At 32.9% G+C, this 13,488-nt stretch carries 14 protein-coding genes; 1 reads left to right on the top strand and 13 read right to left on the bottom strand.

Annotated elements, in window-relative coordinates; genetic code table 11:
* Nucleotides 1–39: 39 nt before the first annotated feature.
* From asnS to ACKTSU_RS12295, 10 genes are all read right to left on the bottom strand, one after another.
* On the bottom strand, nucleotides 40–1,473 hold the full coding sequence (asnS, locus tag ACKTSU_RS12340) for an asparagine--tRNA ligase (RefSeq protein WP_274633343.1): 1,434 nt from the start codon (nucleotides 1,471–1,473) through the stop codon (nucleotides 40–42).
* 171 nt (nucleotides 1,474–1,644) lie between these two features.
* Nucleotides 1,645–4,011, bottom strand: a complete 2,367-nt coding sequence (locus ACKTSU_RS12335; RefSeq protein ID WP_408036739.1) for an efflux RND transporter permease subunit — start codon at nucleotides 4,009–4,011, stop codon at nucleotides 1,645–1,647.
* Between the two features lie 96 nt (nucleotides 4,012–4,107).
* On the bottom strand, nucleotides 4,108–4,662 hold the full coding sequence (gene frr / locus ACKTSU_RS12330) for a ribosome recycling factor (RefSeq protein WP_408036738.1): 555 nt from the start codon (nucleotides 4,660–4,662) through the stop codon (nucleotides 4,108–4,110).
* Nucleotides 4,663–4,709: 47 nt separating this feature from the next.
* Nucleotides 4,710–5,420 carry a UMP kinase gene (pyrH, locus tag ACKTSU_RS12325; protein WP_408036737.1) on the bottom strand — a complete coding sequence of 237 codons (711 nt, stop codon included), beginning with the start codon at nucleotides 5,418–5,420 and terminating at the stop codon, nucleotides 4,710–4,712.
* A gap of 89 nt (nucleotides 5,421–5,509) precedes the next feature.
* Nucleotides 5,510–6,106 carry an RDD family protein gene (locus ACKTSU_RS12320; protein WP_408036736.1) on the bottom strand — a complete coding sequence of 199 codons (597 nt, stop codon included), beginning with the start codon at nucleotides 6,104–6,106 and terminating at the stop codon, nucleotides 5,510–5,512.
* Between the two features lie 121 nt (nucleotides 6,107–6,227).
* Nucleotides 6,228–7,196 carry a translation elongation factor Ts gene (gene tsf, locus ACKTSU_RS12315; protein WP_408036735.1) on the bottom strand — a complete coding sequence of 323 codons (969 nt, stop codon included), beginning with the start codon at nucleotides 7,194–7,196 and terminating at the stop codon, nucleotides 6,228–6,230.
* Between the two features lie 89 nt (nucleotides 7,197–7,285).
* On the bottom strand, nucleotides 7,286–8,029 hold the full coding sequence (gene rpsB, locus ACKTSU_RS12310; protein WP_408036734.1) for a 30S ribosomal protein S2: 744 nt from the start codon (nucleotides 8,027–8,029) through the stop codon (nucleotides 7,286–7,288).
* Between the two features lie 115 nt (nucleotides 8,030–8,144).
* Nucleotides 8,145–8,531, bottom strand: a complete 387-nt coding sequence (gene rpsI, locus ACKTSU_RS12305) for a 30S ribosomal protein S9 (protein ID WP_408036733.1) — start codon at nucleotides 8,529–8,531, stop codon at nucleotides 8,145–8,147.
* A gap of 2 nt (nucleotides 8,532–8,533) precedes the next feature.
* Nucleotides 8,534–8,989 carry a 50S ribosomal protein L13 gene (rplM, locus tag ACKTSU_RS12300; protein ID WP_408036731.1) on the bottom strand — a complete coding sequence of 152 codons (456 nt, stop codon included), beginning with the start codon at nucleotides 8,987–8,989 and terminating at the stop codon, nucleotides 8,534–8,536.
* Nucleotides 8,990–9,176: 187 nt separating this feature from the next.
* Entirely contained in the window at nucleotides 9,177–10,025 is an 849-nt protein-coding gene (locus ACKTSU_RS12295) for an OmpA/MotB family protein (RefSeq protein WP_408036729.1), read from the bottom strand.
* 133 nt (nucleotides 10,026–10,158) lie between these two features.
* Between ACKTSU_RS12295 and ACKTSU_RS12290 the strand changes: the two genes are divergently transcribed.
* Nucleotides 10,159–11,130, top strand: a complete 972-nt coding sequence (locus ACKTSU_RS12290; RefSeq protein WP_408036727.1) for an FAD:protein FMN transferase — start codon at nucleotides 10,159–10,161, stop codon at nucleotides 11,128–11,130.
* Here ACKTSU_RS12290 and ACKTSU_RS12285 read toward each other — a convergent pair.
* From ACKTSU_RS12285 to ACKTSU_RS12275, 3 genes are all read right to left on the bottom strand, one after another.
* Nucleotides 11,127–11,897 carry a class I SAM-dependent methyltransferase gene (locus ACKTSU_RS12285; RefSeq protein WP_408036725.1) on the bottom strand — a complete coding sequence of 257 codons (771 nt, stop codon included), beginning with the start codon at nucleotides 11,895–11,897 and terminating at the stop codon, nucleotides 11,127–11,129. The genes ACKTSU_RS12290 and ACKTSU_RS12285 overlap by 4 nt on opposite strands.
* A gap of 204 nt (nucleotides 11,898–12,101) precedes the next feature.
* Nucleotides 12,102–12,920 carry a type I methionyl aminopeptidase gene (gene map / locus ACKTSU_RS12280; protein ID WP_408036723.1) on the bottom strand — a complete coding sequence of 273 codons (819 nt, stop codon included), beginning with the start codon at nucleotides 12,918–12,920 and terminating at the stop codon, nucleotides 12,102–12,104.
* Nucleotides 12,921–12,949: 29 nt separating this feature from the next.
* Nucleotides 12,950–13,480, bottom strand: coding sequence for a thioredoxin family protein (locus tag ACKTSU_RS12275; RefSeq protein ID WP_408036721.1), 531 nt, complete (start codon nucleotides 13,478–13,480; stop codon nucleotides 12,950–12,952).
* Between the last annotated feature and the right edge of the window lie 8 nt (nucleotides 13,481–13,488).

The following is a 13,488-nucleotide window of genomic DNA, read 5'->3' as shown; positions in this document are numbered from 1 at the left end:
GAGGAATGACGATTCTTATTTATAAGTTTTATGATTTTTTTAAAACTCAGCGTTTTGCGGTGTTCTTGGGAAAGGTATAACGTCACGAATGTTACTCATACCTGTAGTAAATAATACCAAACGCTCAAAACCTAAACCAAAACCAGAGTGAACAGCAGTTCCGAATTTACGAGTATCTAAATACCACCATAATTCTTCTTCTGGAATATTTAAGGCAGCCATTTTTTCTTGTAAAACTTCTAAACGCTCCTCTCTTTGCGATCCTCCTACCATTTCACCAATTCCAGGGAATAATACATCCATTGCGCGAACAGTTTTTCCATCTTCATTCAAACGCATGTAGAACGCTTTAATGTTTGCTGGATAATCAAATAAGATTACCGGACATTTAAAGTGTTTTTCTACTAAATAACGCTCGTGTTCAGATTGTAAATCCACACCCCATTCGTTTACTGGGAATTGGAATTTCTTCTTTTTATTTGGCTTAGAATTACGTAAAATTTCAATAGCTTCTGTATAGCTAACACGTTTAAAGTTGTTGTCAACTACAAATCGTAATTTTTCTAGTAAGCCCATTTCACTACGTTCAGCTTGAGGCTTCTTTTTCTCCTCTTGTGCTAAACGACTATCTAAAAAGGCTAAATCATCTTGACAGTTATCTAAAACGTATTGTAATACATACTTGATAAAGTCTTCAGACAAATCCATGTTTGCATCTAAATCGTTAAACGCAACCTCTGGTTCAATCATCCAGAATTCAGCTAAGTGACGTGTAGTGTTTGAGTTTTCAGCTCTAAAAGTAGGTCCAAATGTATATACTTTACCTAATGCCATAGCATAGGTTTCAGCTTCTAATTGTCCAGAAACCGTTAAGTTAGTTTCTTTTCCGAAGAAGTCTTTAGTGTAATCAACTTTTCCTTCTTCGTTTAAAGGAGCTTTGTTTGCTTCAAAATTGGTAACCTTAAACATTTCACCAGCACCTTCAGCATCCGAACCTGTAATGATTGGTGTGTTTACGTAATAAAAACCTTCTTTTTGAAAGTATTGATGAACAGCAAACGATAATGCAGAACGTAAGCGCATTACAGCACTGAATGTATTGGTTCTTACACGTAAATGTGCATTTTCACGTAAGAACTCAAAACTATGTTGTTTAGGTTGAATAGGATACTCATCAGGATTAGAATCTCCTAAAATTTCTAAATTAGTTACCTGAATTTCTACAGATTGTCCTTTTCCTTGACTTTCAGCTAATGTACCATGAATACTTACTGCAGCTCCTGTATTTATTCTTTTTAATAAAGTTTCGTCAGCATTTTCAAAATCTACAACACACTGAATATTATTAATAGTAGAACCATCATTTAGAGCAATAAAACGATTGCTTCTAAAAGTTCTTACCCATCCTTTTACGTGTACTTCTTGTAAAATCTTGTCAGATTGTAATAATTCTTTAATGCTACTTCTTTTCATCTGTTTTAAATATGATAATTTGTTGATGTATCAACAGTGAAATTTAATCACCTCACTGTGTATTTTATAATTACCTACGTCATCGACGTTTAAGTCTTCAATAAAATCAAGCAAAGATACTTTTTTGCTATTAATTGAGCAATGAAGACAGGGTAAGAATGTGCTAGATGTTTATTTATCTTCTTCTTTCGGAGGCAGAATTTTAAACTTAGTTTCTTTTAAAACTTTTTTGTTAGCTATTTTCTTTTCAAAAGAAAGAAGAAGAGAAGGTAACAATAATAAGTTTGAAACCATTGCTAATAATAAGGTCACCGATACTAACCCACCCAATGCTATTGTTCCTCCAAAACTAGAAACTGTAAACACTAAGAATCCGAAGAAAAGTACAATTGAAGTGTAAAACATACTCACACCTGTTTCTCGTAAGGCAGAATATACTGCGGGTTTAATCTTCCAATTGTTACTTAATAACTCCTGTCGATATTTAGCTAAGAAGTGAATTGTATCGTCTACAGAAATACCAAAAGCAATACTAAATACTAAAATTGTTGATGGTTTTATAGGAATGTCTAAGAAGCCCATCAATCCACCAGTAATTAATAGCGGAAGCATGTTAGGTATTAATGAAATTAATATCATTTGAGGCGAACGGAACATCCACGCCATAAAAATTGAGATTAATATGATAGCTAACGATAATGAAATAACTAAGTTTTTAATTAAATAGTTTGTTCCTTTTAAGAAAACTAAGGCTTTACCAGTTAGTGAAACATTGAAGTTTTCATCAGGGAATTGTTTTTTTATAACAGCTTGTAATCGCTCTTGAATAACATCCATTTTATCAGTACCGATGTCTTTCATGAAAGTAGTGATACGAGCATAGCGCCCAGTACTGTCTACGAAATTCTTCAGCATTCCAGAATTACTATCTGAATTTTTTGTGTAAGCAAAAATGTAACTCTTTTCTTGACTTGTTGGTAATTGATAATACTTAGGATTACCGTTATAGTAAGCCTGTTTAGAATACTTTACTAAGTTGGTTACAGAAATAGGTTTAGATAGCTCAGGGAAAGTTTCGATGGTTTCGTTTAACTTTTCCATCTTCTTTAGGGTTGAAAGTTTCATAACACCTTTTTCCTTTTTGGTGTCAATCAAAATTTCTAATGGCATGATCCCTCCAAATTCAGATTCGAAAAACTTAATGTCTTTATAGAATTGTTTTCCTTTAGGCATGTCTTCAATCAAACTACCAGATACACGTATCATGTAGATTCCAATCATACTGAAGATGATGATAGAAACTGTGGTAATATAAATAGCAATTCGTTGTTTTTTTACCATATTTTCCATCCAGTTTACTACATTTTCCATCCATTTTTTTTCTAAATGGTTTAAATGTTTTTGCTCAGGAAGCGGCATGAAACTATATATAATAGGAATGATTAATAAAGCTAAAATAAAAATACTTATGATATTTATTGAAGCTAAAATTCCGAATTCACGCATCAATTGACTCTTCACAAAAATAAAGGTCGCAAAACCAGATGCAGTGGTAATGTTAGTCATCAAAGTAGCATTTCCAACTTTTGAAATAACACGTTGTAATGACTTTGCTTGGTTACCGTGTTTTTTTACTTCTTGTTGGTATTTATTGATGAGGAATACCGCATTAGGTACACCAATAACAATAATTAACGGTGGAATTAAGGCAGATAATACAGTAATTTCATATCCTAAAAGACCGATAAAACCAAAAGCCCAAATAACACCAATACCTACAACTAATAAGGTGATGAAAGTTGCTCTAAACGAACGGAAGAAAAAGAAGAAAATTATGGCAGTGATAAGTAAAGCACCTATTACAAAAATCCCCATTTCATCTGTAATATTCTGAGAGTTCAAAGTTCGTATATAGGGCATACCAGAAATGCGAACATCTACACTATGTTTCTTTTCGAAAGATTCAACTGTTGGAATTAAAAGATCCATCACAAAATCTTTACGAACAGGTGTGTTAACGATATCTTTATTTAGGTATATAGCGGTTTGCAAAACACCTTTGTCGTTGTATAATAAATTATTGTAAAACGGAAGCTTCTCAAAAAGCTGGTTTTTAATTTCTGTAACTTCTTCGTTGGTTGTTGGAGCTTTATCAAATAAAGGTTCAATAACAAATTTACGTTGTTTTCTATCTGCTTTTAATTGTTGAACATCAGCTACAGAAACTGTGAAATCCACTTGAGGTAAACTGTCTAAATCCTTTACAAGTTTATTCCAAGCATTGAATTTTTCAGGAGTAAAAATTGTAGAATCCTTAACCCCTAAGATTATTAGATTCCCTTCTTCACCAAAAATTTCTAAAAACTTATTATATTCAATATTTGCTTCGTGATCGGTAGGAAGTAAATTGGCTTCTGTATAAGAGAAGCGCATGTATTTCGTTTGGGTGACTAAGAACCCAGTTATAAGAGCAATAGAAAGTAAAACTAAGTAACGGTTTCGCAATATGAATCCTGCGATTTTAGTCCAAAAAGTCATCCAAAAAAAATTTTAGCAAATTTATGCTAAATGAACTAATTAAACGAAAAAAGGGCGTTTTAAAACGCCCTTTTTTCTATTATTTTCAAAAAGAAATTAAACGGTCATAATTTCTTTTTCTTTAACAACAAATTTCTCGTCGATTTCTTTTATAAAACTGTCTGTTAAATTCTGGATATCAGCTTCAGCGTTCTTTTTCATGTCATCAGAAACTTCTAACTTTTTAATGTCGTTGTTTGCTTCTTTACGAGCATTACGAACTCCAACTTTAGCATGTTCAGCTTCAGCTTTAGCTTGTTTAGCTAAATCTTTACGACGCTCTTCTGTTAATGGTGGAACGTTAATGATTATATTCTCTCCATTGTTCATTGGGTTAAAACCAAGATTAGCAAGCATAATTGCTTTTTCTATTTCTTGCAACATGTTTTTTTCCCAAGGTTGAATCGAAATTGTTCTAGCGTCAGGTGTATTTACGTTTGCAACTTGTCCTAATGGAGTTGCAGATCCATAATAATCTACCTGTACATTTGCTAACATGGCTGGAGATGCTTTACCAGCTCTAATACTACGCAATTCTTTTACTAAATGCTCAATAGCACCATTCATTGCCTCTTTGGCCGAATCTAAAATAAAATCAATTTCTTCAGTCATTTTATTCGTATTTAAAACCTCAAAAAATATGAGGGTAATTTTTCAGTTTATTCGTTATCAACTATTGTTCCAATATTTTCGCCAGAAATTAACTTTAATAAGTTTCCTTTTGTGTTCATATCAAAAACAATAATAGGTAATTTGTTCTCTTCACTTAATGTAAAAGCTGTCATGTCCATTACTTTTAAGCCTTTGTCAATTACGTCTTTAAAGGTAATGTTTTCATATTTAACTGCATCTTTGTTTTTTTCAGGATCAGAAGTGTAAATACCATCTACTCTAGTTCCTTTTAAAATAGCGTCAGCATTAATTTCAATTGCTCTTAAAACTGCAGCAGTATCTGTAGTAAAGTAAGGGTTTCCAGTTCCTCCACCAAAAATAACAACACGCCCTTTTTCTAAATGCCTGTTTGCGCGACGTTTAATGTAAGGCTCTGCAATTTCTTTAATTTCGATAGCGGTTTGTAAACGGGTATGAATACCTTCATCTTCTAAAGCACTTTGTAAAGCTAAACCATTAATACAAGTTGCTAACATACCCATATGATCTCCTTGAACGCGATCCATACCATTACTAGCACCAGCAACACCTCTAAAAATATTACCACCACCTATAACAATAGCTACTTCAACGCCTTTATCTACTACTTCTTTAATTTCTTGTGCGTATTCTTTAAGTCTTTTTGGGTCGATACCGTATTGGCGCTCTCCCATAAGTGCTTCACCACTTAATTTTAAAAGGATTCTTTTGTATTGCATTTGTTTTGTTGAAAGTTGTGCAAAGCTACATAAATTTTTTGAGAGTTTTATGTGGAAAATGTTAGAGGGTAAGCATTGTACCGCTCCTTTTATATAATTTTAATGACACGAGTTTTTGAAAAAGAATCATGCCAACCAACAGCATCAGATCCTAAAAAAGAGAAAGCATTAAAAGGAATGTATCGGCATAATGATCTTAATAAAATTGCGTCAAATGTAGGTTTGTTACCATTTTCATCTACAACTTTTGTTCTTGTTATAAACTTAGCAATCGATCTACCCGTTAAAGCTTCAAAAAAAGAATAGTAGAACATTCCTATGATAAATCCCCATATAAATTCTTCCAGTTTTCCCATTTGCTCAAAATATCCTACAGAGTCAGGAGAAATAATAGCAAGGAGAAGAGTAAGCACAAAGCCTAAGAAAAAGCTGATCATTAATATAAATATTTTATCAAGAAGATAATTGGCAAAGCGTGTACCTTGACTAGCAATTTGATTACTTAATTCGTTTTCACTATTTTTTGCTATAAGCTTTTCTTTTAGTTGTGTGTTTTCGTCGAATGATTCACAAGTCCCTTCAAAATCTGCAATAGAGTTTCTTAGTCCACAAATAATTCCTTTTTGACTATCAAATTTTTGATTGTTGCAAATTTTACAAAATTTTAAATGTTCTTCTCTTGTCATAGCTGTTTTTTATTAGATGAAGCGCTAATGTATTTAAAATTGAATTGAAAATGAATCTAAATTAGTTGCACAAAAAAACCATCCAAAAATGGATGGTTTTATATAAAATCGTTGTTGAGAATTATCCTAAAGTAACTCTTACGAAGTTTTTAACTTCAACGTCACCGTAAGAAGAAACATATTCTGCAACAGTTTTCTTTTCATCTTTGATGAACTTTTGATCTAATAAACATTGTTCTTGATCTAAAGTTGTGTTATCAGAGATAAATCTTTCCATTTTACCTGGTAAGATTTTGTCCCAAATTTGCTCTGGTTTACCTTCAGCTTTTAATTGCTCTTTAGCTTCTTTTTCAGCTTCAGCCATAGCTTCATCAGTTAATTGTAATCTAGATACGAATTGAGGTACGTTCTTTAAAGTTTTACCTAAACGAGCTAACTCTTCGTTATCTTTAATAATTGCAGCTATTCTAGCTTCAGTTTCAGAAGCTACATAAGCAGGGTCGAAATCTTTGTAAGATAAAGAAACAGCTCCCATTGAAGCAGCTTGCATAGCTAAGTCTTTAGTTAACTCAGCAGCGTTATCTACAGCAGCAGTTAAACCTACCATTGCAGCAATTTTACCAACGTGAGTATAAGCTCCTACGTATGGTGCTTCGATTTTTTCGAAAGAAGTAATGTCGATTTTTTCACCGATAACTCCTGTTTGCTCGATTAATTTCTCAGCAACAGTAACTCCACCAAAATCAGCAGCTAAAAACTCCTCTTTTGTATTGTAGTTAAAAGCGATGTCTACAAATTCTTGAGCTAATTCTTTGAAAGAATCATTTTTAGCTACGAAATCTGTTTCACATGCTAATACGATAGCAACTCCATAAGTATTGTCATCGCTAATTTTTGTAATAGCTACACCTTCAGTAGACTCACGATCTGCTCTTTTAGCAGCGATCTTTTGTCCTTTTTTACGTAAAATTTCAATAGCTTTATCAAAGTCACCTTCTGCTTCTACTAATGCTTTTTTACAATCCATCATACCAGCTCCGGTAGTTTCTCTTAATTTTTTTACGTCTGCAGCGCTAATTTTTACTGACATTTCTATCGTTATTTTTTAATTGTAATTAATTGTTGTAAGGTATAAAAATTTAAAGGCTTCAATGTAATGAAACCTTTAAATTAAAATTATTATGCTTCTTCAGATGCTGGAGCGTCAACTGTTTTATCAGCTTTAGCTTTTTCTTTGTCAGCTTTTCTTTCAGTTAAGCCTTCTGCGATTGCATCAGTTACATACGATAATACTTTATCGATAGATTTTGAAGCATCATCGTTTGCAGGGATTACAAAATCAATCGGTCTTGGATCAGAGTTTGTATCAACCATTGCAAAGATTGGGATGTTTAATTTTTGTGCTTCAGCAACAGCAATGTGCTCTTTCTTCACGTCAATTACAAATAAAGCTCCTGGCAAACGAGTCATATCAGAAATTGAACCTAAGTTCTTTTCTAATTTTTCACGTTGACGGTTGATTTGTAATTTTTCTCTTTTTGATAAAGCGTCGAAAGAACCATCAGTTTTCATTCTATCAATAGAAGCCATTTTCTTTACAGCTTTACGGATAGTAACAAAGTTAGTTAACATACCACCTGGCCATCTTTCAGTGATGTAAGGCATGTTTACAGCTTTCGCTTTTTCAGCAACGATATCTTTAGCTTGCTTCTTAGTAGCAACGAATAAGATTTTACGTCCTGAGTTAGCTATTTTTTGTAACGCAGCAGAAGCTTCGTCAATTTTAGCTGAAGTTTTATACAAATCGATGATGTGAACACCATTACGCTCTGTATAGATGTATGGAGCCATGTTTGGGTTCCATTTTCTAGTTAAGTGTCCAAAGTGAACACCACTTTCTAATAATTCTTGAATGTTTGCCATTTTAATAAATGTGTTTACGTTCTGTTTTCGCAATACTTCAGTAGTTATTAAGTCTGAAGTATTTAGATACTAAACTGTTAAAAATTGATTTATAAATAACAGTTCCAATAAACGATTAACGTTTAGAGAACTGGAATTTCTTACGTGCTTTCTTCTGACCGAATTTCTTACGTTCAACCATTCTTGGATCACGAGTTAATAATCCTTCTGGTTTTAATACTGCTTTGTCTTCTTCGTTAATAGCTACTAATGCTCTGGTAATTGCTAAACGAATAGCTTCAGCTTGACCAGTAACACCACCACCGTAAACGTTTACTTTGATATCGTAAGCCTCTAAGTTTTCAGTTAACATTAAAGGTTGTTGAACCTTGTATTGTAAAGTTGGTGTAGTGAAATAGTTTTTAAACTCTCTTTTGTTGATAGTGATGTTTCCACTTCCTTGAGAAACATAAACACGAGCAACAGCTGTTTTTCTTCTACCTATTTTGTGTACAGTTTCCATAATTATTTAAGATCGTTAAGGTTAATAGCTTTAGGTTTTTGAGCCTCTTGACCGTGCTCTGTTCCTGCGTAAACATATAAGTTTCTGAATAACGCACTACCTAATTTGTTTTTAGGTAACATACCTTTTACTGCTTTTTCGATGATTCTTGTAGGATCTTTTTCGAACATTTCTGTAGCAGTTAATGATCTTTGACCTCCTGGATATCCTGTGTGACGGATGTAAGACTTATCAGCCCACTTGTTACCAGTTAAGTTGATCTTTTCAGCGTTGATGATTACAACGTTGTCTCCACAATCTACGTGAGGAGTATAATTTGGCTTGTACTTACCTCTAATAAGTTTTGCAACTTTAGAAGCTAGACGACCTAATGTTTGCCCGTCCGCATCAACTAAAACCCACTCTTTGTTTACAGTGTTCTTATTAGCCGATACTGTTTTGTAACTTAATGTGTTCATAATTACACGATTAGTTTTTGTTTATAATTAATAATTTTTTGTCCTTTAAAAAGGTCTGCAAATGTACAATTAATTATTTGATTGACAAATAGCGTGTTAGTTTAATTTTTTCTTTTTTTACTAGGTTGAGTTTTACTCATAAAAAAAACGTGCGAAAAGCACGTTTTTAATGAATATGTTTTTAAGACTATTCTACTTTTTGATCTAATAAATCAAAGAATTGATTTAATCTTGGTAAGATAATAATCTTTGTACGTCTGTTTTTAGCTTTATTGTCAGGACTGTTGTTTTCAACTAAAGGAACATAGCTACTTCTACCAGCAGCAATTAATCTTTCAGGAGCTACATTATACTTTCCTTGTAATTCACGAACAATAGCAGTAGAACGTAAAACACTTAATCCCCAGTTGTCTTTTAATGCAGAACCAGCAGCAACAGGAGTGTTATCAGTATGTCCTTCTACCATTACATCCATTTGAGGTTGGCCATTTACAACAGTTGCAACTTTTTCTAACACTTTAGAAGCTTTGTCGTTAATTGTATAGCTACCACTTTTGAATAATAATTTATCAGAAATAGAAATAAATACTACAGTTTTTTCAACATTTACTTCAATATCTTCGTCATCAATACCATCTTGTAATTCTCTTTTTAAGTGGAATGCAACTACTAAATTTAAAGAGTCTTTTTTAGAAGCAGCCTCTCTAATTTTATTGATGTATTTGTCTTTTTTGCTTAACTGAGATAAGGTTTCTTTAATGTTGTCATTAGCTCCTTGTGTTAATACAGTTAAGTTTTCTACTTGTTGTAAAGTGTTTTCTTTGTCTTTCTTTAACTCAGTTACTCTAGATTCTAAAGAGAACGCTTTTTCTTCGCAATTTTCTTTTTCAACCAAGCACTTTGTTAAGTTAGCTTTTACTGCTAATAATTCTTCTTTCGTTTGTTCATGTTTAGCCTTAACAGCCTCTAATTCTTTTGTAGAAGCACACGATGCTAATAAAAGAGCGGCACTAAGGAATAAGAATACTTTTTTCATTTTGATTCTATGTTTTAGATGTATTATTAATAATTAATAGTTGAGCAAATTTATAAAAATGAAGACACAAAAAAGAGAATTAACAATCTTTTATGAAGATTGAAAGCACTAATTTTGTGGCAAAATTTTTACCATGATCAAAAAAGTAACGCTTATAATAGTTTCATTATTGTTGTTTACATCTTGTAAAGAAGAAAAAAAAATAGAGGAGACTAAATTAGAAGGAGGTGTTTTTGGGACCACGTATCATATAACGTACATGAGCAGTGAAAATTATCAAAAATCTATTGATAGTTTGTTTCATCTAGTGAATAAATCACTGTCAACCTACATGCCTACTTCTGATATTTCAAAAATTAATAAAGGAGATACTACGGTAGTGGTTGATGATATGTTTGTTGAAGTATTTGAAAAAGCTAAAAAAATATACAAAGAGACTGATGGGTATTTTGATCCGACGATTGGTAGATTGATAGATGCTTACGGATTCGGTTCAGGAAAAGAAAAGAAAGATTTAACTTCGGAAGAAATTGCAGCTTTAATGGTGAATGTTGGATTCGATAAAGTTTCATTGAAAGATAGAAGGGTTTACAGAGAAAGTGAAAGCATAGAGTTTAATGTGAATGCTTTTGCAAAAGGATACGGAGTAGATGTTGTTGGAAGGTTTTTAGAATTGAAAAACATTCATGATTATATAGTGGAAATAGGAGGTGAGATTAGGGCAAGAGGAACAAAACATGGCGATTTATGGAAAGTGGCTATTGAAAAGCCAAATGTTGACGGAACACGTTCTGTTCAAAAAATAATTGAGCTAGATAATGAATCTATGGCAACTTCGGGTAATTACAGAAAGTATAAGGTAAATGCTGAAGGGAAAAAAATAGTACACACGGTAAATGCAAAAACAGGATTAGCAGAAGAGAGCAATTTGTTAAGTGTGTCGGTTCGTTTAAAAGGAGATTGCGCAGATGTAGATGCGTATGCAACTGCTTTTTTAGCTATGGGGCTAGAAAAAACAAAAGAGTTTCTCAAAGAACATCCAGAATTAAAAGTAGTGTTGTTGTATCATAGCGATACAGATGAGCTAGCAGAATTTGTTAATTAGTTTTTATAACATACAGGCAAAATTTCGCCTTTCATTAATGCAAATCGTTCTAGTTTTTCTGGAGCGATTTTTTGTGTGTAGTCTATTTCGTCAACTGCGAATCCAATTGAACGTAGTTTGTCAAAATAATCACGTCCGTACACACGTACATGATCGTATTGACCGAAGATTTTTGCACGTTCTTTAGGGTCAGTTATTGAATCGTCTTCAAAAGTGGTTTCTCTAGATAAATCCTGCGGAATTTGAAAAATACCAAATCCACCAACTTTCATTACTCGATACAGTTCCTGTATAGCTTTGGTGTCATTTGGAATGTGTTCTAACACATGATTACAAAACACTACATCAAAAGAGTTGTCTTCAAAAGGAAGGTCGCAAATATCTGCTTTTACATCTGCAATGGGTGATTCTAAATCGGAAGTAATGTATTCTAGATTTTGTTGTTTTCTGAAAAGATCTAAAAAACACTGTTCAGGAGCAATATGCAGCACTTTTAGTTTTTTCTCTGAAGAAAAAAAGTTGCTTTCTTGTTGTAAAAAAAGCCACAGTAAGCGGTGTCTTTCTAGTGATAGTGTTGAGGGAGAAAGTGCATTTTCTCGTTGTACACCATATCCATAAGGTAAAAATTTACGAAACGATTTTCCATCAATAGGGTCGGTAAAATTATCTCCTTTTAACCACCAAGCAATTACAGGTCTAGCTAAATAACTAGCTTTAATTAAAATTGGTCTAGGGATGGTGTTTAGTATCGTTTTGAAAATGCTCACTTAATTATTACCAGTTAAGTAGTTCTTTAATTTTTTTTGAGGTTATTAGTTTCCAAAGAAGCATTATGCCAAAAATTAATTTTAAAAGGAACCCTATTAAAAACATTTCTGAGGCATATGGCCAATGCATTATTTGGAATAAAGAGGTGAAAATAGAATGGATAAATAAGATTACTAAAACAATTAGTATGTGTCTTACCTTCATTATATAACTAAAGGTTGTTGTCTGAATTCATCCTCTTCGTTACTTTCAATACCTAAAGCATCGTATATATACTTAAAGGTTGATAATAACTCAGGTTTTCCGTCAACAATGGCAACATCGTGCTCAAAGTGTGCAGAAGGTTTGTTATCTAAAGTAGTAATAGTCCATCCGTCACTGTGTTGGCGAATTTTTTGTGTACCTAAGTTTGTCATTGGTTCAATAGCAACTACCATACCTTCAACAAATTTTTTACCACGACCTCTTTTTCCGTAGTTAGGCATCTCAGGATCTTCGTGCATTTTACGACCTAATCCGTGTCCTACTAATTCGCGAACAACTCCATAGCCATGTTTTTCGGTAAAGTTTTGAATTGCAAACCCTACATCACCCACACGATTTCCTACTTTAAACTCACGAATACCTATGTATAAACTTTCTTTAGTAACGTCTAATAATTTTTGTACTTCTGGAGATACTTCACCTACAGCAAACGTGAAAGCGTGATCTCCATAAAAATCATTTTTAACAGCCCCACAATCAATAGAAATAATATCACCTTCTTGTAATGGTGTGTTGTTTGGAATTCCGTGTACTACTTGAGAGTTAGGACTCATACAAAGCGTGTTTGGGAAATCGTACAAGCCTAAAAAACCAGGAATAGCACCTTGCTCACGAATAAATTCTTCGGCAAGTTTATCAAGATATAATGTAGTAACTCCAGGTTTTACTTCTTTAGCAAGCATACCTAAGGTTTTTGATACCACTAAAGCACTTTCGCGCATTAATTCTATTTCTTCTCTAGTTTTTTGAATAATCATGTTAAAAATATTGAGGCGCAAATTTACGGTTATTTTTGATATGGATGCTTGTATTCTTGACCCGATAGTATTTTTAAGAAATCTTCTTCCACAGTGCTGTCATCTAAAGCATGTTCTACAAAACGACCAATTTCTTTCCCATCTTTATAAAATATAAATGTTGGGACATGAGTAATATCGAATCCTTCTTCTAATCCGTTTGCTTTCTTTTGACGATTAACTGTAACTAACTCAAGGTTTTTATAGTTGAAATCAGCTTCATCTAAAATTTTATAAAAATTTGGTACATCTCTTTGGCTATCACCACACCAAGTTCCCATAAAACCTTTAATTTTTATGTCTTTCAAGTATGGCTTTAGTTGTTCAACTGTATTTTTGTTAGTTTCGTAATATGAATAAAAATCGTTAAACCACTCACTTCCGTAAGGTTCTTGCTGAAGGTCTTTTTTGGTAGCTATACCTACCAAATTTCCGTTTTCGTTTTTGGTTGCAAGATTTTTAGGTGCTGAAGCACACGAAACTACTAAAACGGTAATAAGCAAATACACGATTTTTTTCATCTGTTTAA

Source organism: Tenacibaculum aestuarii, from assembly GCF_964510395.1.
GTDB classification, from domain to species: domain Bacteria; phylum Bacteroidota; class Bacteroidia; order Flavobacteriales; family Flavobacteriaceae; genus Polaribacter; species Polaribacter aestuarii.
Note: the sequence above shows the minus strand (reverse complement) of the source record. Positions and strands in the feature narration are given on the sequence as shown.

Excerpts from the sequence above, each read along its gene's own strand:
- map (WP_408036723.1), bottom strand. The coding sequence starts at position 12,920 with ATGATTATTCAAAAAACTAGAGAAGAAATAGAATTAATGCGCGAAAGT.
- pyrH (WP_408036737.1), bottom strand. The coding sequence starts at position 5,420 with ATGCAATACAAAAGAATCCTTTTAAAATTAAGTGGTGAAGCACTTATG.
- rpsB (WP_408036734.1), bottom strand. The coding sequence starts at position 8,029 with ATGGCAAACATTCAAGAATTATTAGAAAGTGGTGTTCACTTTGGACAC.
- tsf (WP_408036735.1), bottom strand. The coding sequence starts at position 7,196 with ATGTCAGTAAAAATTAGCGCTGCAGACGTAAAAAAATTAAGAGAAACT.
- ACKTSU_RS12295 (WP_408036729.1), bottom strand. The coding sequence starts at position 10,025 with ATGAAAAAAGTATTCTTATTCCTTAGTGCCGCTCTTTTATTAGCATCG.
- asnS (WP_274633343.1), bottom strand. The coding sequence starts at position 1,473 with ATGAAAAGAAGTAGCATTAAAGAATTATTACAATCTGACAAGATTTTA.
- rplM (WP_408036731.1), bottom strand. The coding sequence starts at position 8,989 with ATGAACACATTAAGTTACAAAACAGTATCGGCTAATAAGAACACTGTA.
- frr (WP_408036738.1), bottom strand. The coding sequence starts at position 4,662 with ATGACTGAAGAAATTGATTTTATTTTAGATTCGGCCAAAGAGGCAATG.
- ACKTSU_RS12335 (WP_408036739.1), bottom strand. The coding sequence starts at position 4,011 with ATGACTTTTTGGACTAAAATCGCAGGATTCATATTGCGAAACCGTTAC.
- ACKTSU_RS12320 (WP_408036736.1), bottom strand. The coding sequence starts at position 6,106 with ATGACAAGAGAAGAACATTTAAAATTTTGTAAAATTTGCAACAATCAA.
- ACKTSU_RS12275 (WP_408036721.1), bottom strand. The coding sequence starts at position 13,480 with ATGAAAAAAATCGTGTATTTGCTTATTACCGTTTTAGTAGTTTCGTGT.
- ACKTSU_RS12290 (WP_408036727.1), top strand. The coding sequence starts at position 10,159 with ATGATCAAAAAAGTAACGCTTATAATAGTTTCATTATTGTTGTTTACA.
- rpsI (WP_408036733.1), bottom strand. The coding sequence starts at position 8,531 with ATGGAAACTGTACACAAAATAGGTAGAAGAAAAACAGCTGTTGCTCGT.